13 protein-coding genes and 1 pseudogene are annotated in these 19,097 nt (G+C 66.8%); 4 read left to right on the forward strand and 10 right to left on the reverse strand.

Annotated elements, in window-relative coordinates; all coding sequences use genetic code 11:
• Positions 1-8 precede the first annotated feature (8 nt).
• From acnA to IE075_RS03710, 4 genes and pseudogenes are all read left to right on the forward strand, one after another.
• A pseudogene (acnA, locus tag IE075_RS03695) lies at positions 9-2,696 on the forward strand (aconitate hydratase AcnA); the annotation flags it as partial.
• A 435-nt stretch (positions 2,697-3,131) separates the two neighbouring features.
• Positions 3,132-4,133 (forward strand): SDR family oxidoreductase, encoded by a 1,002-nt coding sequence (locus tag IE075_RS03700; protein ID WP_189453411.1) that lies wholly within the window; start codon positions 3,132-3,134, stop codon positions 4,131-4,133.
• A gap of 198 nt (positions 4,134-4,331) precedes the next feature.
• Positions 4,332-6,008 carry a long-chain fatty acid--CoA ligase gene (locus IE075_RS03705; RefSeq protein ID WP_189453412.1) on the forward strand — a complete coding sequence of 559 codons (1,677 nt, stop codon included), beginning with the start codon at positions 4,332-4,334 and terminating at the stop codon, positions 6,006-6,008.
• Positions 6,009-6,204: 196 nt separating this feature from the next.
• Positions 6,205-7,095, forward strand: coding sequence for a crotonase/enoyl-CoA hydratase family protein (locus IE075_RS03710; protein WP_189453415.1), 891 nt, complete (start codon positions 6,205-6,207; stop codon positions 7,093-7,095).
• 62 nt (positions 7,096-7,157) lie between these two features.
• Here IE075_RS03710 and IE075_RS03715 read toward each other — a convergent pair whose 3' ends face one another.
• The 10 genes from IE075_RS03715 to cyoB all read right to left on the reverse strand — a co-directional run bounded on the left by IE075_RS03715 (position 7,158) and on the right by cyoB (position 19,053).
• Complete coding sequence (locus IE075_RS03715) at positions 7,158-9,293, reverse strand: ATP-binding response regulator (protein WP_189453416.1); 2,136 nt, start codon at positions 9,291-9,293, stop codon at positions 7,158-7,160.
• A 10-nt stretch (positions 9,294-9,303) separates the two neighbouring features.
• Positions 9,304-10,368 (reverse strand): HD domain-containing phosphohydrolase, encoded by a 1,065-nt coding sequence (locus tag IE075_RS03720; RefSeq protein WP_425489333.1) that lies wholly within the window; start codon positions 10,366-10,368, stop codon positions 9,304-9,306.
• 114 nt (positions 10,369-10,482) lie between these two features.
• Positions 10,483-12,003: a lysine--tRNA ligase gene (lysS, locus tag IE075_RS03725; protein ID WP_189453421.1), complete on the reverse strand. Its 1,521-nt coding sequence runs from the start codon at positions 12,001-12,003 to the stop codon at positions 10,483-10,485.
• A 139-nt stretch (positions 12,004-12,142) separates the two neighbouring features.
• A protein-coding gene (prfB, locus tag IE075_RS03730; protein WP_189453423.1) for a peptide chain release factor 2 occupies positions 12,143-13,271 on the reverse strand; the annotation gives its coding sequence in 2 pieces (ribosomal slippage) (positions 12,143-13,195 and positions 13,197-13,271; 1,128 coding nt in all).
• 106 nt (positions 13,272-13,377) lie between these two features.
• Positions 13,378-13,914 carry a response regulator transcription factor gene (locus IE075_RS03735; RefSeq protein ID WP_189453425.1) on the reverse strand — a complete coding sequence of 179 codons (537 nt, stop codon included), beginning with the start codon at positions 13,912-13,914 and terminating at the stop codon, positions 13,378-13,380.
• Positions 13,904-15,217: an ATP-binding protein gene (locus IE075_RS03740; protein WP_189453427.1), complete on the reverse strand. Its 1,314-nt coding sequence runs from the start codon at positions 15,215-15,217 to the stop codon at positions 13,904-13,906. Before IE075_RS03740 ends, IE075_RS03735 begins: the two co-directional genes overlap by 11 nt.
• A 24-nt stretch (positions 15,218-15,241) precedes the next feature.
• Positions 15,242-16,012 (reverse strand): SURF1 family protein, encoded by a 771-nt coding sequence (locus IE075_RS03745; protein WP_189453429.1) that lies wholly within the window; start codon positions 16,010-16,012, stop codon positions 15,242-15,244.
• Positions 16,009-16,419: a cytochrome o ubiquinol oxidase subunit IV gene (gene cyoD / locus IE075_RS03750; protein WP_189453431.1), complete on the reverse strand. Its 411-nt coding sequence runs from the start codon at positions 16,417-16,419 to the stop codon at positions 16,009-16,011. The genes IE075_RS03745 and cyoD overlap by 4 nt, the downstream gene beginning before the upstream one ends.
• Positions 16,416-17,045, reverse strand: a complete 630-nt coding sequence (gene cyoC / locus IE075_RS03755) for a cytochrome o ubiquinol oxidase subunit III (protein WP_189453433.1) — start codon at positions 17,043-17,045, stop codon at positions 16,416-16,418. The genes cyoD and cyoC overlap by 4 nt, the downstream gene beginning before the upstream one ends.
• On the reverse strand, positions 17,038-19,053 hold the full coding sequence (cyoB, locus tag IE075_RS03760) for a cytochrome o ubiquinol oxidase subunit I (RefSeq protein WP_229792299.1): 2,016 nt from the start codon (positions 19,051-19,053) through the stop codon (positions 17,038-17,040). The genes cyoC and cyoB overlap by 8 nt, the downstream gene beginning before the upstream one ends.
• Positions 19,054-19,097 lie beyond the last annotated feature (44 nt).

Consider the following 19,097-nt stretch of genomic DNA (forward strand, 5'->3'; position numbering starts at 1 on the left):
GAGCCCACATGGCCGACTCCTTCGCCACCCGCGCGCAACTTTCCGTCAACGGGAAGTCGTACACCTACTTCAGCCTGCCGAAGCTGGGCCAGCAGTTCGATATCTCGAAGCTGCCGTTCTCGATGAAGATCCTTCTCGAGAACCTGCTCCGCCACGAAGACGGCGGCATCACCGTCGGCAAGGACCACATCGAAGCCGTCGCGAAGTGGGATGCGAAGGCCGAGCCGGAAACGGAAATCGCGTTCATGCCGGCGCGCGTCGTGCTGCAGGACTTCACCGGCGTTCCCTGCGTGGTCGACCTCGCGGCGATGCGCGATGCGGTGTCGAAGCTCGGCGGCTCGCCGAAGCAGATCAACCCGCTGATCCCGTCCGAACTGGTGATCGACCACTCGGTGCAGGTCGACGTGTTCGGCCGTGCCGACGCGCTCGATCTCAACGGCAAGATCGAGTTCGAGCGCAACATGGAGCGTTACAGCTTCCTGCGCTGGGGCCAGAAGGCGTTCGAGAACTTCAAGGTCGTCCCGCCGAACACCGGCATCGTCCATCAGGTCAATCTCGAGAACCTCGCGCGCGTGGTGTTCGAGCGCGAAGTCGACGGCGAGCTCCTGGCGTTCCCGGACACCGTGTTCGGCACCGACTCGCACACGACGATGATCAACGGCATCGGCGTGCTCGGTTGGGGCGTGGGCGGCATCGAGGCCGAGGCCGCGATGCTGGGCCAGCCCTCGTCGATGCTGATTCCGCAGGTCGTCGGCTTCAAGCTCACCGGCCGCCTGCCGGAAGGCACGACCGCAACCGACCTCGTGCTGACCGTCACCCAGACGCTGCGCAAGCACGGCGTCGTCGGCAAGTTCGTCGAGTTCTTCGGCGAGGGCCTGCAGACCCTGCCGCTCGCCGACCGCGCGACGATCGCCAACATGGCGCCGGAGTACGGCGCGACCTGCGGCATCTTCCCGATCGATGCCGAAGCGGTGAACTACCTGCGCCTCTCGGGCCGCTCGGAAGAGCAGATCGCGCTGGTCGAGGCTTACGCGAAAGCCCAGGGCATGTGGCACGAGGCCGGCCAGCCGGAAGCGACGTACTCGGCCACGCTCGAGCTCAACCTCGCGGACGTGCGTCCGTCGCTTGCCGGCCCGAAGCGTCCGCAGGACCGCGTGCTGCTCGAGGACGTCAAAGGCAACTTCGAATCGAACCTCGGTGGCCTGACGACCAATCGCAAGCCGCGCGGCGACGTTGACCGTTTCAACCAGGAAGGCGGCGCGCAGGAGCAGGCAGACACGCTGGCAGCGAAGCCCGTCTCGAAGATCCGGGTGCAGGAGCAGGACTGTCAGATCACCGACGGCTCGCTCGTGATTGCCGCGATCACCTCGTGCACGAACACGTCCAACCCCGCCGTCATGCTCGGCGCCGGCCTGCTGGCCCGCAACGCGGCCAAGCTGGGCCTGAAGGCCAAGCCGTGGGTGAAGACGTCGCTCGGGCCGGGCTCGCTCGTGGTGACCGACTACCTGAAGAAGGCCGGCGTGCTGGACGACCTCGAGAAGCTAGGCTTCTTCGTCGTCGGTTACGGCTGCACGACCTGCATCGGCAACTCGGGTCCGCTTCCCGAGGAAGTCTCGCGCGGCATCGCCGAGAACGACCTCGTCGTCGCCTCCGTGCTGTCGGGCAACCGCAACTTCGAAGGCCGCGTGCACTCCGAAGTGAAGATGAACTACCTCGCGTCGCCGCCGCTGGTCGTCGCCTACGCGCTGGCGGGTACGGTCGACATCGACCTGACGAACGAGCCGCTCGGGCACACCGATGAGGGCAAGCCGGTCTACCTGCGCGACATCTGGCCGAGCAACAAGGAAATCGGCGACATGATCGCCGCGACGATCGGCCCGGAGATGTTCGCGAAGAACTACGCGGACGTGTTCAAGGGCGACACGCGCTGGGCCCAGATCGATTCGCCCGAGGGCGAGTCGTTCGAGTGGAGCGGCGAGTCGACGTACATCAAGAACCCGCCGTACTTCGACGGCATGACGATGGCGGTCGGCGACATCCGCGACGTGACCGGTGCACGCGTTATGGGCCTGTTCGGTGATTCGATCACGACCGACCACATCTCGCCTGCCGGCAACATCAAGAAGGACTCGCCGGCCGGGCGTTTCCTGCAGGAGCGCGGCGTGCAGCCGGCGGACTTCAACAGCTACGGCTCGCGCCGTGGCAACGACGACGTGATGGTGCGCGGCACGTTCGCGAACATCCGCATCAAGAACCTGATGCTCGGCGGTGAGGAAGGCGGCAACACGCTGTACTACGGTCAGGACGGCGCCGAGCCGCAGAAGATGGCGATCTACGACGCCGCCGTGAAGTACAAGGCCGACGGCGTGCCGCTGGTCGTGTTCGCGGGCAAGGAGTACGGCACGGGCTCGTCGCGCGACTGGGCAGCCAAGGGCACGAACCTGCTCGGCGTGAAGGCTGTCGTCGCGGAGAGCTTCGAGCGTATCCACCGCTCCAACCTCGTCGGCATGGGCGTGCTGCCGCTGCAGTTCCAGAACGGCGACAGCGTCGCTTCGCTGGGCCTGGACGGCTCGGAAGCGATCGATATCGTGGGTCTCGAGGACGGCGCGTCGAAGATCGCGACCGTCATCGCACGCAAGGCCGACGGCAGCGACAAGCGCTTCGAAGTCCGCGTGCTGCTGCTGACGCCGAAGGAAGTCGAGTACTTCCGCCACGGCGGCATCCTGCACTACGTGCTCCGCCAGCTCGCATCCAAGCAGGCGGCGTAAGCAGGTCGCCTAGCCCCGCTTCGCGAAGCTTTCGCGAGGCGGGTCGAGTCGGAAATCAGGGGCGCCTTCGGGTGCCCCTGATTCGTTTTTCGGGGTGCGATCTATCTCGAGCCGGACCAGCACGAACGCGCACGCGCGGACGGCGCCTTTAACCCGTCTATCTACGAGACACCTGTAAAGCGGGACGCAGTGGAGTGCGCTGTCCCACGGTGCCGCTCGCCCCCGGGAAATACAGTGCGTGCAGTCAACGCGGTCCTGATCGCGTCGTGTTCACGGCGGCCCGCCGAACGTAGTGCGCGGTCCAACCGGGAGCCCCTGCATGCACCGTCATGCCACCCAGAGCCCTGCGCCAAGGCCCGCATCGTGAGTGCGCCACGTGGCAAGCGTGTCGTCGTCGTCACCGGCGCATCGGCCGGCGTCGGCCGCGCGGCGGCCCGCGCCTTCGCCGACGACGGCGCGGCAGTCGCCCTGCTTGCGCGACATCGCGGCCGCCTCGACGCGGCCTGCGACGAGATCCGGGCGGCCGGCGGAACGGCGATCGGCATCGTCGCCGACGTGGCGGATGCGGACGCCGTGGAAGCGGCGGCCGAGCGCGTCGAGCGCGAGCTCGGGCCGATCGACGTCTGGGTCAACAACGCGATGGTCACCATCGTCGCGCGCATCGACGACCTCAAGCCCGACGAAGTGCGCCGCGTCACCGACGTGACCTACCACGGCACCGTGCACGGGACGCTCGCGGCACTGCGCCGCATGCGCGTACGCAACCGCGGCACGATCGTGCAGGTTGGCTCCGCCCTCGCCTATCGATCGATCCCGCTGCAGGCGCCGTATTGCGCGGCTAAAGCGGCCGCGCGCGGGTTCACCGATTCGCTGCGCGCCGAGCTCATCCACGATGACTCGAAGATCCGAGTCACGATGGTGCATCTGTCTGCGTTCAACACGCCGCAGTTCGACTGGGCGCGCAACCGCACCTCGCAGCGCCTCCAGCCCGTGCCGCCAATCTTCCAGCCCGAGATCGCCGCGCGCGCGATCGTGCGGGCGTCCCACGAGCGGCATCGCGAGCTTTGGGTCGGCTGGCCCGCGGTCAAGACGATCTTCTTCAACCGTCTCGCGCCGTGGATCGCAGACCGGGTCGTTGCGAAGCAGGCGTTCGAAGGCCAGCACACTGACGAGCCCGCGCGCGCCGGCCGCCCGGACAATCTCTTCGCTACCGTCGACGCCCCGTTCGCGGCTCACGGCCGCTTCGATGACCGAGCCGAAGCCTCGAGCCGGCAGCAGTGGCTCTCAAAGCATGCGCGCCCGCTGACTGCCGCCGCTGCCGCTGCCGTCGTCCTGATTGCCGCGATCGCGGCGCTTGCGATGTAACCAGCGCGTCGCGAGCCCCTGCGGTCGAGCGCACGGGGCTCGCATGCTGCCGCAGCGCACAAAAGAAAGACGGGACCGGGCGCAGCGATGCGTTTGCCTTGTCAGCTTTGCAGACCCTGTGCTCCAATCCGGGCGGGACCGTACGGCCGCGCATTCGCGGCGTATCGGATGCGCAGCGCAGACGCAGGGGAAATCGTGATGAGTCTTGAACGCCCGTGGCTTGACCAGTATCCGGCGGGAGTTCCGGCGCAGATCGACGTCGACGAATACCCGTCCGTCGTGTCTGTGCTCGAGAACGCGATCGAGAAGTATCGCGATCGGCCAGCCTTCACGAACCTCGGCAAGACGCTGACGTACGCCGAGATCGATCGCCTGAGCGCGCAGTTCGCCGCATACCTGCTGGGCGAGCTCAAGCTCAAGAAAGGCGACCGCGTCGCGGTCATGATGCCGAACTGTCTGCAGTACCCGATCGCCACATTCGGGGTGCTGCGCGCGGGCCTGACCGTGGTCAACACGAACCCGATGTACACGCCGCGCGAGCTGCGTCACCAGCTGGTCGACTCGGGCGCGACGGCGATCCTCGTGCTCGACAACTTCGGCCAGACCGTCCAGCAGGTGCTCGCCGACACCAAGATCCGCCAGGTCATCACGACCGGCCTCGGCGACATGCTTGCGTTCCCGAAGGGCAAGATCGTCAATTTCGTACTCAAGCACGTCAAGAAGATGGTGCCCGAGTATTCGATTCCCGGCGCGGTCCGCTTCAGCGACGCGCTTGCACGCGGCGCGCGCCACACGCTGCCGAAGATCGACATCTCAGCGGACGAGATCGCGTTCCTTCAGTACACGGGCGGCACGACCGGCGTCGCGAAGGGCGCGATGCTCACCCACCGCAACCTCGTTGCGAACATGCAGCAGGCGTCGGCGTGGATTGGCAAGAACGTGCGTTACGGCGAAGAGCTCATCGTCACCGCGCTGCCGCTGTACCACATCTTCGCGTTGACGGCGAACGGGCTGGTCTTCATGAAGTTCGGCGGCCACAACTACATGATCACGAACCCGCGTGACATGCCGAACTTCGTCAAAGAGCTCAGCAAGATCAAGTTCACGGCGATCACCGGTGTCAACACGCTGTTCAATGGGCTGCTCAACACGCCGGGCTTCGACAAAATCGATTTCTCGTCGCTGCACCTCACGCTCGGCGGTGGCATGGCGGTGCAGCGCTCGGTCGCCGATCGCTGGAAGCAGGCGACCGGCTGCACGCTGATCGAGGCGTACGGGCTCACCGAGACATCGCCGGCCGCGTGCATTAACCCGATGGATCTGCCTGACTACAACGGTGCGATCGGGCTCCCGATTCCGTCGACCGACGCATGCATCAAGGACGACGACGGCAACGTCCTGCCGCAGGGCGAGATTGGCGAGCTGTGCATCCGCGGCCCGCAGGTGATGAAGGGCTACTGGCAGCGTCCGCAGGACACGGCGGACGTCATCGACTCGGACGGCTGGCTCCACACCGGCGACATGGCGCGCATGGACGAGAAGGGGTACTTCTTCATCGTCGATCGTAAGAAGGACATGATCTTGGTGTCCGGATTCAACGTGTACCCGAACGAGGTCGAGGACGTCATCGCGATGATGCCGGGCGTGCTTGAAGTCGCCGCTGTCGGCGTGCCGGATGACAAGTCGGGCGAGGCGGTGAAGGTCGTCATCGTGCGTAAGGACCCGTCGCTCACCGAGGAGCAGGTCAAGGCGCATGCGAAGGAGCACCTGACGAACTACAAGCTGCCGCGCGTCGTCGAGTTCCGTAAGGAACTGCCCAAGACGAACGTCGGCAAGATCCTCCGTCGCGAGCTTCGCGACACGACAGCGGCCTGATCCACCGCTGCAGGCGCCGGCACAACCGGCGCCTGCGCAGGCGTTCCCGGACGCGCCGTACCGCGGCGAACGTCTACTGCAATCCGTGCGTTTCGTCGCGTGCAAGACGCGACGTCCATTGTCATCGGTAGCTCATGCTCGTGTGTAGGATCGGCACGCAGTCAGATGACTGCTTCCGCCACGGAGCAGAACGCCCATGTCCCTCCCCGTACGCCTTCCGCTCGACAATGCGCCTGCGCTGGTCCGCCACGTTACCGACGCCGCCGGCGTCAGCGATTGGCTGTACATGCACGCGAATGCCGGACCGGGTTACCACCCCTGTTTCTCCGAGCGGTTGCTGCAGGAGACGCGGCGCGCACAGGATGCGTTGCGTCGCCGACTGGCTTCGGATTCCGACCCTCAAGCCGGCATCCACCACCTCGTGCTAGCGTCCGACGCGGACGTGTTCAACCTGGGCGGTGACCTCGCGCTGTTCGCACAGCTGATTCGCACCGGAAACCGTGGTCGACTGCTCGAGTACGCGAGGCTCTGCGTGGAGGTGGCCTACAACTTCCACCGGCTGATCGACGACCGCGTCCACAGCATTGCCGTGATCCAGGGCGAAGCGCTGGGCGGCGGGTTCGAAGCCGCGCTGTGCTGCCACACGATCATTGCCGAGGAAGGCAGCGGGATGGGCTTTCCCGAGGTGCTGTTCGACCTGTTTCCCGGCATGGGCGCCTACACGTTCCTGACCCGACGCGTGACGCCTGCCCAGGCGGAACGCATGATGCTCGACGCGCGCGTCTATCCGGTCGAGGAACTGCACCGGATGGGCATCGTGGACATTGTGGTCCCGAAGGGCGAAGGCCTGAGGGCCGCTCGCGACACGGTGAAACGCCACCAGCGCATGGGCAACGCGTTGCGCGCGATGAACACCGTGCGCCACGCGTGCAACCCGGTGACGCTCGACGAGTTGCTCGCCGTGACGACGGAATGGGTGGACGCCGCCATGCGCCTCAACGAGCGCGGGCTGCGCACAATGGAGCGCCTCATCCGCGCCCAGCAGCGACGCGCCGAGCACGCGCCGCCCGTCGCGATGGCCCGTTGAGGGTTGTCTGACGACCGATCGGCCCGACGCATCGCCGCCGGGTCGACGGCCCGGCGCAAACGTCACGAAACGTCCGGAACGTTCGCCGCGTCGTCGCGCCTGGGGCGGCTGAGCCGGGTGACTTCCTGGCGACTGGCGTCGGCCACCGACACCAGTTGTCCGCCGAGCTCGCGGATTAGCCTCGACTGCTCGCGAGCAAGCGTGGCGTCGTCTGACTGCATCGCCTGCGCGCAGCGATCGGCCATTGCGTGCGCGCCGAGGTTCTCGACGATGCCCTTGTACGCATGGGCGACTTCGCGGAACTCGTGCCAGTCCCGCGCCTCGCCGCACTTGGCGAGGTCCGCCTGGCACGCGGTTGCGTCGCGAAGGCATTGCTCGACGAAGTCGCGCAGGAACGCCTCGCCCAGCCCCATCTCGGCCAGCTCCTCGAGCACCGCCGGATTCGTGGCCGGCCGGACGACATCGGTGACGGGCCGCACCGCAGGCAGCGGCTGGGGGCTCATGATGTCGGCGACCGTTTCCAGCAGGCGCGCGATAACGAGGGGCTTCGTCAGGAATGCCTTCGCGCCTGCATCCTCGGCGGTTGCCGCCGCCTGGACGGTCGCATCGGCGCTGAGGATGATGCTCGGGGTCAGCCGGGAACGCCCGGCCTCCATGAAGCGCAGCTGCCGGATCACGTCGCAGCCGGTCAGCCCCGGCATGTGCATGTCCAGGATCGCGAGATCGAAGTGCCCGTCCTCGAGTGCATCGAGCGCGGCTTCGCCGTCGTCGACCGCGACGACGCGGTGCCCGGCGCGCTCGAGGATCCGGGTCAGCACCGTGCGGTTGGCTGCCAGGTCGTCGGCGATCAACACCTGCAGGCCGCGCACGCGCGAGCGGTGCCGGACAAACGGATCGTCGAAGGAGATGACGTTACCGGCGCGCGCAGGCGCCTCTACGACGGCCGGGCCCAGCTGCACGCGCATCGGCAGTTCGACCCAAAAGTGACTGCCGCCGCCGGGGTTCTCCTCCAGCCCGATCGAGCCGCCGAGCAACTGGCACAGGGTCTTGGCGATCGTGGTGCCGAGACCGGTGCCGCCGAACCGTCGAGTCGGTCCGTTATCCACCTGCTCGAACGCGTCGAAGATGCGGTCGTGGTCGGACTCGGGGATGCCGATGCCCGTGTCGCGCACGGAGAAGCGAAGCCGGACCGTGTCGTCGGTGCGCTCGGCCGCCGCGACCGTCAGCGACACGCTGCCCTCCTCCGTGAACTTGATCGCGTTATGCGCGAGGTTGAGCAGGATCTGCGTGAGGTGGGCGCTGTCGCCGTGCAGGCGCAACGGCACATCCGCTGCGATCTCGATGCGCAGATCGAGGCCTTTCTGCGTCGCAATCGGCTGGAGCATCTTCCTCAGGCGCTGCACCAGATCCTGCAGGTTGAAATCTGCATCGCGCCGCTGGAGCTTGCCGGCCTCGATCGCCGAGATGTCGAGCACGTCGTTGACGAGCAACAGCAGCGACTGCGCAGAGGTGTGGATCACGTCTGCGAACTCGCGTTGCTCCGCTTCGAGCCGCGTCTGATGCAGAAGCTCGGCCATGCCGATGATGCCGTTGAGCGGCGAGCGCAGCTCGTGGCTCATGTTGGCCAGGAACCGGCTCTTCGCCGCGTTCGCGCGGCGCGCTTCGTCGGTGGCGCGCTGGAGGCTGCGAAGCAGTGACGTCAGGTACGCCGGGATCGCGATCAACCCGATCCACAAACCGATCGAAAGGTACGGTTGCTGCCCCCAGTACGCGTTGCCCCCGATGACGATGGCAAACGCGGTCGCCGCTAGCGCCGAGGCCGTGTACAGGTAGGCCGGGCCAAACCGCAAACCGTTGCCGATCGTGACCCACAGGATGATCACGTAGAGCGGCGCGAGCGACTGCGCATCCAGCGACATCAGCACCGCGAGGGTCGTGTAATCCGCGATCATCCCGATCGCGCGGCGGACGTGCGATACGCCCGGTCGGCGGAGGATCGCCGCGAACAGGCCAAGGCCGACCAGCGTCTCGGCCAGCATGACCCACGCCATGCCGCTGTGGCTGCCGGGCGTGTCGCTCGCGACCTGCAGGCCCGCGAGGTACGTGAAGATCAGCGCGGCGATGACCAAGCGCACCAGCGCCTGCCCGTGCTCGCTGTCGGGGCGACCCGCGAGGCGGTGCCGGATGCGGTCGATCATGGGACGAGTCTCACGCGTTCAGGGGGCCGCGCCGCTCGCGACGGAACCGCTGGCAGATGTCTTCGATGCGCGCGCGGCTGTTGAGCAGCGCATCGACGCAACGCGGGTCGAACAAGGTGCCGCTCTGCGAGTGCAGGTAGGCGAGCGCGGCGTCCACGTCCCACGCGCTCCGGTACGGGCGCGGGGAAATCAGGGCGTCGAGAACGTCGGCCGCGGCTGCGATCCGGGCTTCGAGTGGAATTGCGTCGCCGACCAGTCCATCGGGATACCCGCTGCCGTCGTAACGCTCCTGATGATGCAGCGCGATGATCGCGCCCATCTGGATGAAGCGGTTATGGCTGCCGCCGAGCAGTTCCTGACCGATGCGTGGGTGCTGACGGACAATCGCGACCTCGGCTTCGGTCAACGGACCGGCCTTGCTGAGAATCGCGTCGGGGATCGCGATCTTGCCGATGTCGTGCATGGGCGCCGCCAGTTCGATGAGGCGCACCTCGTCCTCGAACATGCCGAGCTGCTCGGCGATCAGACCGGCAAACGCCGCCATTCGCTCGAGATAGGCGCCCGTGCCCGCGTCGCGGAACTCGATCGCACGTGCGAGACGAGAAAGCGTCTCGCGCTCGCGCTCTTCGACCTCAGGCATGCTCGCGAGCAGGCGCTGCTCGAGCGACATCGCCCGCTGCTTGACGCTTTCAGACTGCTGACGCAGCTGCAGGAGGTTCCTGCAGCGCGCGCGCAGCTCGCGCGGGCGGACGGGCTTGACGAGGAAGTCGATGACGCCGGCGTCGAGCGCGGCCTGCCGAACAGGCTCGTCGCCGACGACGGTCACCAGGATGATCGGGATGTCGCGGTGCAGTGGCCGCCGGCGGAAGCGGCGCGCGAACTCCAGGCCATCCAGGCCCGGCATGCGGTAATCGAGCAGCAACAGGTCGGCCTGATGCTGGTCGCACCAATCCAGCGCGGAGGCCGGCTCACCGAAATCGTGCACCGACAACTCGGTGCCGATGTCCTCGATGATGTGGCGCAACATCGTGCGCGCGGAAGTCTGGTCATCGACGATGACGACGTTCACGTCCACTCCCGCAGGGGCATGGCCCCGGTTCCAAGGTCGTTTCAGGATACTCGTGCCTGCGCGGCGCGCGACGGCCGGCAGCCACGATCCCCACTCGACATCGGCCGAAAGCGGCCGCTCTTAAGCCCCCGTTTCGGGACGCATGTACGGGAAGAGCAGGACGTCACGGATGGACGAGGAATCCGTCAGCAGCATCACGAGACGATCGATGCCGATGCCGAGCCCGCCCGTGGGCGGCAGGCCCACTTCGAGCGCCCGGATGTAATCCGCATCGAAATGCATGGCTTCGTCGTCGCCGCCCTCTTTCGCATCGACCTGCGCCTGGAAGCGCGCGGCCTGGTCCTCGGGGTCGTTGAGCTCCGAGAATCCATTCGCGATCTCCTTGCCGCCGACGAACAGCTCGAAGCGGTCGGTGAGTTCCGGATCCACGTCGTTCGCGCGCGCAAGCGGGCTCACCTCGACCGGGTGGTCGGTGATGAAGGTCGGCTGCACGAGCGTGTGCTCGACGGTCTTCTCGAACACTTCGAGCAGCAACTTGCCCCAGCCGTACGACGGCTTCACCGCAATCCGCAGCCGGGCGCAGTGCTCGCGCATTTTCTCGACGTTGCGAAGATCTTCGCGTGCGATCTCCGGGTTGTGTTCGAGCACGGCGTCGGTCATCGACCAGCGGCGGAAGCTCGGCCCCAGGTCGATCGCCTGCCCGTCCCAGTCCACCTGCGTCCCGCCGAGCACCTCAAGCGCGACATCGCGAATCACCCTCTCCGTGAGGTCCATGATCTCGTTGTACGTGGCATAGGCCTCGTACAGTTCGAGCATCGTGAACTCGGGGTTGTGCCGGGTCGACACGCCTTCGTTGCGGAAGTTGCGGTTGATCTCGTACACGCGCTCTAGTCCGCCGACCACGAGACGCTTGAGGTACAGCTCCGGCGCCACGCGCAGGTAGAGCTCGAGATCGAGCGCATTGTGATGGGTGACAAACGGCTTCGCGGTCGCCCCTCCGGGGATGTAATGCATCATCGGCGTCTCGACTTCGAGGAAGCGCCTCGCGTCGAGCCAGGCCCGCATCGCGCGGATGATCTTGCTGCGCTTGACGAACACCTCGCGCGCCTCGGGCGAGACGATGAGGTCCACGTAGCGCTGGCGATAGCGCTGTTCGACGTCTGCCATGCCGTGGAACTTGTCCGGCAGCGGGCGCAGGGCTTTCGTCAGCAGGCGAAGCGAGGCCGCCCGCACCGACAGCTCGCCGGTGCGCGTGCGCGTGAGTTCGCCTTCGACGGCCACGATGTCGCCGAGGTCGAGGTCCTTGAAGACGTCGAACGCGTCGCCCAGCAGGTCCTTCTTGAGCCACAGCTGGATGCGACCCGACTCATCCTGGATGTGCGCGAACCCGGCCTTGCCCATGTCGCGCTTGAGCAGCACGCGCCCGCCGAGCGCCACGCGACGCTGCGCACCGTCCAGCGCCTCGGCCGTCCAGTGGCCGGTATCGGCGAACTCGGACTGCAGATCGCCGGCGTAGTCGACGCGTTTGAAGTCGTTCGGGAACGCGACGCCCTGCCCTCGCAGCGCCGCGAGTTTCGCGCGGCGCTCGGCGATCAGGAAGTTCTCGTCGGCGGGCGGAGCGGCAGGCGTCGGCGTGGTCATGGTCTGCAGGCGATATCGGATGAGGGGTTGGACATTCGATGCACAGTGCGGCGCAGGCATCACGCGGGCATCCGCGGATGCCCGGCGGGGAGGAAACAGGAAACAGACAGGAGCCGCGCCGAGACGCGGCCCCTGCCGATCAGACCGCGTCGGCGCGTTTCGAGCCGGCTTCGAGGCCGGCCTTCAAGCTCGCCTCGACGAATTCGTCCAGGTCGCCGTCGAGCACCTTCTGCGTGTCGCTGCGCTCGATGCCGGTGCGCAGGTCCTTGATGCGGCTCTGATCGAGCACGTAATTGCGGATCTGGCTACCCCAGCCGATGTCGGACTTGGTCGCTTCAACCGCATCGCGCTCGGCGTTGCGCTTCTGGATCTCCAGCTCGTACAGCTTTGCGGCCAGCATCTTCATCGCGTTGTCGCGGTTCTGGTGCTGGCTGCGCCCGGTCTGGCACGCCACGACGATGCCCGTCGGCACGTGCGTGATGCGCACGGCCGATTCGGTCTTGTTGACGTGCTGACCGCCCGCGCCCGAGGAGCGGTACACGTCGGTCTTGAGGTCCGCCGGGTTGATCTCGATGTCGATGTTGTCATCGACCTCGGGCGAGACGAACACGGAGGTGAAGCTCGTGTGCCGCCGGTTGTCCGAGTCGAACGGCGACTTGCGGACTAGCCGATGCACGCCGGTCTCGGTCTTGAGCCAGCCGTATGCAAAGTCGGCTTCGACGCGCAGCGTGGCGGACTTGATGCCCGCGACATCGCCGCCGCTGACTTCCATGAGCTCGGTCTTCCAGCCTCGCGACTCGCACCAACGCAGGTACATGCGGAGCAGGATCTCGGCCCAGTCCTGGGCTTCGGTACCGCCCGCGCCTGCCTGGATGTCGACGAACGCGTTCGCGCCGTCCATCTGGCCGGAAAACATGCGCTGGAACTCGAGTTTGTCGACGTCCTTCGCGTAGCGCTCGACATCGTCGACGACCGCCTTCGCGGTGTCTTCGTCGTCTTCGATCTCAGCGAGTTCGAGCAGTTCGCTCGCGCCGGCCAGACCGTCGGTCAGGCCGCGAATGCCGAGCACGACCTTCTCGAGCGATGCACGCTCGCGGCCGAGCGCCTGGGCGTTCTCGGGCTTGTTCCAGATTTCCGGGCTTTCCAGCTCCCGGTTTACTTCTTCGAGACGTTCGACGCGGCGGTCGAAGTCAAAGATACCCCCTCAGCGAATCGAGCCGATCCTGGAGATCGGCGATTCGCTGACGGACGGGATTCAGTTCGATCATGTCCGGCGTCGATGATGTGGTGGAGAACCGCACATTCTACCAGCGTGGCGTCGCGGGCATTGGGGGCGAACGACACGATCGCGACACGGCGACGCCGCAGTCGCATTTACTTGACCCGGCGCTTCTCGAGCTTCCGCGCGAGCGTGCGCCGGTGCAGCCCAAGACGGCGCGCGGCTTCGGAAATGTTGAAGTCCGACTCCGCGAGCGTCTCGTGGATGTGCTCCCACTCGAGCGTCTTGATCGACGTCTTGCGCCCGGCGACCGCGACGTCCGCGTCGCCCGAGCCGCGCGAGAACGCTGCCTCGATGTCGTCGGTGTTCGACGGTTTGGCGAGGTAGTGCCGGGCGCCGAGTTTGATCGCCTCCACCGCCGTCGCGATGCTCGCGTAGCCGGTCAGCACGACGATCACGGTCTCCGGGTCGTGCCCGTGCAGCGCCTTCACGCACGACAGGCCGGACGCGTTTCCGGCGAGCTTGAGGTCGACCACGGCGTGCGTAGGGTCGAATTCCTGCAGCAGTTCGATCAGCCCGTCCTGACTTGGCAGCACGCGCACCGCGTATCCCCGTCGTTCGAACGAGCGCGCGAGGGTCCGCGCGAAGTCGACATCGTCCTCGATGATCACCAAACGGCGCTCAGCGTCCATCGTCCATCTCCTCGATTGCGATCGACGCGAGCGGGAGCGCCATGCGCACGCACGCCCCGCCCGGCAGCCGGTTCGTGACGCTCAGGCGCCCGCCGAGCGAGCGCGCCACATTGGCCGACAGGAACAAACCCAGTCCGCCGCCGGGCCGGCCCTTCGTCGAGTTGTATGGGGCGCCCAGGCTTTCGAGGACCGCGGGGGCAAAGCCGGGGCCGTCGTCGCAGACGTCGATCACGAGGCTGCCGTCGCGGCAGTCGGCCTCGAACAGGATCGATCCCGGCGACACCTCGAGCGCGTTGTCGAGCACGTTCCACACCATCTGCTGAAGGCCGGTATCAGCCACGATGCGCCGGTCGCCGTGGAACAGACGTCGATACTCGAATCCGGACGCCGGATGCAGCGTCCGCCACTGATCCGCAAGCTCGTCCAGGAACGCCGCCAGCGTGGTCTCCTCGGGCGCCTCCCCGCGCGTCTCACCGGCGACGAGCAGGATGCGCGTCACGATCGATTTGCACCGTTCGACCTGGGCCTGCATATCGAGGACTTCGCGGATCAAGCCCACATCGTCGCGGATCAGCGGCTCGTGCCGCCAGTCGCCGAGGATCACGGACAGCGTCGACAGCGGCGTGCCGAGCTCATGCGCCGCGCCTGAAGCCAGCAGGCCCATCCGGACGATGTGGTCCTCCTCGGCGGCGCGCTGGCGCAGCTGCGCGAGGCGTGCGTCGCGGTCGCGCAGGATGCGTGCGATGCGGCCGATGAACACGACGAGCAGCGAAGCCACCAGCAGGAAGCAGATCAGCAGCCCCTGCAGGTAATGATTCGCGAGCCCGCTCGATGCGCTCATGCGGATCTGCACCGGCGTCGGCAGCAGGCCGAGGGCGAGCACGCAGGCGGTCGTCGCGGCCGCGATGATCCAGCTCGACGAGGGCCGCAACAGCATCGTGCCGAGCGCCACCTGCAGCACGAACAGGAACACGAACGGGTTGGTGATGCCGCCGCTGAGGTACAGCTGCGCGGTCAGTGATGCGACGTCCACGAGCAGCCCGATCAGCAGCGCCCGCTCGGACACCCGCGGGCGGCGGCGCCACCAGATCTGGCTGCCGAGGTTGAACGCGGCCAGCGCGACGAGCACCGCGAGCATCGGGCCCAGCGGCAATCCGATGCCGATCCCGAAGTGGACGACGAGGATCGTGACGAGCTGGCCGGTGACGGCGATCCAGCGCAGCTGAAGCAGCTGCTGCATGTTCCGCAGGCCGGTGCGGTCTCCCGCCGCGCCGGTGCGGGGACGCGCAGTCGTGTCAGCCATGGAAAAGCCCGTGCTTCGTACTGCTCATGTGTCCGTCTCCTCGTCCGCGCGTCGGCCGGCGTCAACGCGATCGAGTCGCCGCAGGCGAAGGCCCGCCCACGCGGTGAGCGCGGCGAGCGCGAACCAGGTCAGAGCGTACGTCAGGTGGGGGTCGCGGAAGCGGACGACGGTCATCCCGGCTCGCGGCCAGTCCGGCTGCGGGCCTGTGCGCTCGGCGTCGATGAAAAACGGCGCAGTCGAGGCCGCTGGCAGCCCGAGCGCGCGCGAGATCGCCTGCACGTCACGCGCGTACCAGCGGCCGGCCGCGGCGTCATTCCGGCGCAGGAAGCCACCGCGTGGTTCGCTCAGGCGGAGCAGGCCGGTGGTCGAGATCGGCCCCGTCGGCGCGGCGGCGTGCTCGGCCCCGGTCGGGACGAAGCCGCGATTCACGAAGACGATGTCGCCCTGCCCTGTGCGAAGCGCAGTGAGGACCCAGGAGCCCGCGCCGAGCTCGGTGAGCGCCTGCGTGCGAACCTCCGCGCCCGGCAGGTACTCGCCCGACACCTGCGCCCGTTGGTACTCGTGGCCCTCGGCATCCACCGCGGGCCAGCGTGCCCGCGCCGGCATCGCCACCGGCGGCGCACCGACACGCGACTCGACCCGCTCGATCAGCTCGCGCTTCCACTGCATCCGCTGCAGTTGCCAGATGCCGAGCGCGACGAACGCCGCGCCCGCAACCGCAAGCGCCACCGCGAGCACTGCAAACCACCGCCCGCGGGACGGTGGCGTGCGCTCGCGGACGGCGGTCGGGCTCACAACACCGACTGCGACGCAGCGTGCACCGCGTGCGCGTCGTGGCCCGTCGGCATCATGTTCGTGTTCATGTGGTGCATCACCCACAGTGATCCGGCCAGCACGATGATCACCAGCACCGCCGTGAACAGAAGGGCCAGCAGGTTCCACCCGCCTTCGGAGCGCGGATTCATGTGCAGGAAGTACACCATGTGCACGACGACCTGCAGCGCCGCGAACACGAGGATCACGCCCGCGATCACGGCCGGGTTGGCGACCGCTCCGCCCATGACGAGGCCGAACGGCACCGCGGTGAGCAGCACCGACAGCACGAAGCCGGTGACGTAGTCGCGCAGCGACGCGTGCGGGATGCCGTCGTCGCCGTGCGCGTCGTGGCCGTGCTCGTGGCTCAGCTCGTGAGGAAGGCTCATGGCAGTACGCCCATCAGGTAGACGAAGGAGAAAACGCCGATCCACACCACGTCGAGGAAGTGCCAGAACATCGACAGGCACGCGACGCGACGGGCGTTCGCCGGCGTGATGCCGTGGCGTCGCAGCTGCACCACGAGCACGACCAGCCACACGACGCCGAACAGCACGTGCAAGCCGTGCGTGCCCACGAGCGCGAAGAACGCGGACAGGTACGCGCTGCGTTGCGGCCCGGCGCCGAGGTGGATCAGGTGCGCGAACTCGTAGATTTCGATGCCGAGAAACGCGAGCCCGAGCGCGCCCGTCGCGAGCAACCACCCGATGAGGCCGCGCACGCTGCGCCGCTGCATCGAGATCATCGCCAGGCCGTACGTGATCGACGACACCAGCAGCACGCCGGTGTTGATCGCGACCAGGTTCAGATCGAACAGATCACGTCCGGAGGGCCCCGCCGCGAAACTGCGCGACAGCACGCCGTACGTCGCGAACAGGCACGCGAAGATCATCAGGTCGCTGAGCAGGTACAGCCAAAACCCGAACAGCGTGCCGTTCTGGGGATGGTGGCTCCCCTGCGTGTCGAGAAACACCGGGGGGCTGTCCCCCCGGGCGATTGCGATCGAATCAGCCATGGGCCAGCTCCAGCTGCCGCGTGCGCGCGGCTTCGGTCGCGGCGATGTCCGCGGCCGGGATGTGGTAGTCGCGGTCGTAGTCGAACGTGTGCGCGATCGTGTACGCGATGACCGCGAGCAGCGACGCCCCGGCCAGCCACCACACATGCCACACCAGCGCGAACCCGCAGACCGTGCTCAGCACCGAGAGCACCACGCCTGCCGCCGTGTTGCGGGGCATGTGCACGGGGATGAAGCCCCCCGTCGGACGCGTGAACCCGCGACGCTTCATGTCCCACCACGCGTCGTTGTCGTGCACGACGGGGGTGAACGCGAAGTTGTACGCCGGCGGCGGCGACGACGTGGACCACTCCAGCGTGCGGCCGTCCCACGGGTCGCCGGTCAGGTCGCGCAGCTCCTCGCGGCGGCGGTAGCTCGTGTAGATGCAGTACAGGAACGCGGCAATGCCGATCGCGATGAGCACGGCGCCGAAGGCCGCGATCTGGAACCAGATCTGCAGCGACGGGTCGTCGAAGTGGCTCATGCGCCGCGTCACGCCCATCAGGCCGAGCACATAGAGCGGCGTGAACGCGAACCAGTAGCCCGTGAACCAGAACCAGAACGAGACCTTCCCCCAGCGGTCATCGAGCCGGAAACCGAACGCCTTCGGGAACCAGTGTGTCATCGCCGCGAACAGGCCGAACACCACGCCGCCGATGATCACGTTATGGAAATGCGCGACCAGGAACAGGCTGTTGTGCAGCACGAAGTCCGCCGGCGGCACGGCGAGCAGCACGCCGGTCATGCCGCCGACCACGAACGTCACCATGAAGCCGATCGTCCACAGCATCGGCACCTCGAACCGGATGCGGCCGCGGTACATCGTGAACAGCCAGTTGAAGATCTTCGCGCCCGTCGGGATCGAGATGATCATCGTGGTGATGCCGAAGAACGAGTTGACGCTCGCACCCGAGCCCATCGTGAAGAAGTGATGCAGCCACACGAGGTAGGCGAGCACGGTGATGCACACCGTCGCGTAGACCATCGACGAGTAGCCGAACAGGCGCTTGCGCGAGTACGTGGAGACGATCTCCGAGAACACGCCGAACAGCGGCAGGATCAGGATGTAGACCTCCGGGTGACCCCAGATCCAGATCAGGTTCACGTACATCATGGCGTTGCCGCCGAGATCCGCCGTAAAGAAGTTCGTGCCGGCGTATCGATCCAGCGTGAGCAGCGCAAGCACCGCGGTGAGCACCGGGAACGACACCACGATGAGTACGTTCGTGCAAAGCGCGGTCCAGGTGAAAACCGGCATCTTCATCAGGCCCATTCCGGGCGCGCGCATCTTGACGATCGTCACCAGCAGGTTGACGCCTGATAACAACGTGCCTATGCCCGCGATCTGCAACGACCAGATGTAGTAATCGACGCCGACACCGGGGCTGAACGCGATGCCCGACAGCGGCGGCATCGCAAGCCAGCCGGTGGCCGCAAACTCGCCGAGGAACAACGACGCCATCATCAGCGCCGCGCCGCTCGTCGTCATCCAGAAGCTGAAATTGTTGAGGAATGGGAACGCGACGTCGCGCGCGCCGATCTGCAGCGGCACGAGGTAGTTCATCAACCCCGTGACCAGCGGCATCGCCACGAAGAAGATCATGATCACGCCGTGCGCGGTGAAGATCTGATCGTAGTGATGCGGCGGCAGGTAGCCGAGGTTGTCGCCGAACGCCATCGCCTGTTGCAGGCGCATCATCAACGCATCGGCGAAGCCGCGCAGGAGCATGACCAGCCCCAACACGATGTACATGATGCCGATCTTCTTGTGGTCGATGCTCGTGAACCATTCGGTCCACAGCCAGCCCCACAGACGCTGGCGCGTGATCACCGCAAGCAGCGCGATGCCTGCGACCAGCGTCGCAAGGAAGGCGCCGCCGACGATGGGGTCGTGGAGGATGACAAGCGAATCCCACGACAGGCGGCCGAAGAGCATCGACGCGGGCTGGGTGGCGGTCTCGGAAGACATCTGGGCGTTACCTACTGGACGGGGCAATCCGTTGCCGGAGTCAC

Source organism: Cognatilysobacter bugurensis, assembly GCF_014652095.1.
Classification (GTDB): Bacteria; Pseudomonadota; Gammaproteobacteria; order Xanthomonadales; family Xanthomonadaceae; genus Cognatilysobacter; species Cognatilysobacter bugurensis.

Bases quoted from the DNA above. Each gene is read 5' to 3' on its own strand.
- cyoB (WP_229792299.1), bottom strand. From the start codon at position 19,053: ATGTCTTCCGAGACCGCCACCCAGCCCGCGTCGATGCTCTTCGGCCGC.
- IE075_RS03705 (WP_189453412.1), top strand. From the start codon at position 4,332: ATGAGTCTTGAACGCCCGTGGCTTGACCAGTATCCGGCGGGAGTTCCG.
- lysS (WP_189453421.1), bottom strand. From the start codon at position 12,003: ATGACCACGCCGACGCCTGCCGCTCCGCCCGCCGACGAGAACTTCCTG.
- cyoD (WP_189453431.1), bottom strand. From the start codon at position 16,419: ATGAGCCTTCCTCACGAGCTGAGCCACGAGCACGGCCACGACGCGCAC.
- cyoC (WP_189453433.1), bottom strand. From the start codon at position 17,045: ATGGCTGATTCGATCGCAATCGCCCGGGGGGACAGCCCCCCGGTGTTT.
- IE075_RS03740 (WP_189453427.1), bottom strand. From the start codon at position 15,217: ATGGCTGACACGACTGCGCGTCCCCGCACCGGCGCGGCGGGAGACCGC.
- IE075_RS03710 (WP_189453415.1), top strand. From the start codon at position 6,205: ATGTCCCTCCCCGTACGCCTTCCGCTCGACAATGCGCCTGCGCTGGTC.
- IE075_RS03735 (WP_189453425.1), bottom strand. From the start codon at position 13,914: ATGGACGCTGAGCGCCGTTTGGTGATCATCGAGGACGATGTCGACTTC.
- IE075_RS03715 (WP_189453416.1), bottom strand. From the start codon at position 9,293: ATGATCGACCGCATCCGGCACCGCCTCGCGGGTCGCCCCGACAGCGAG.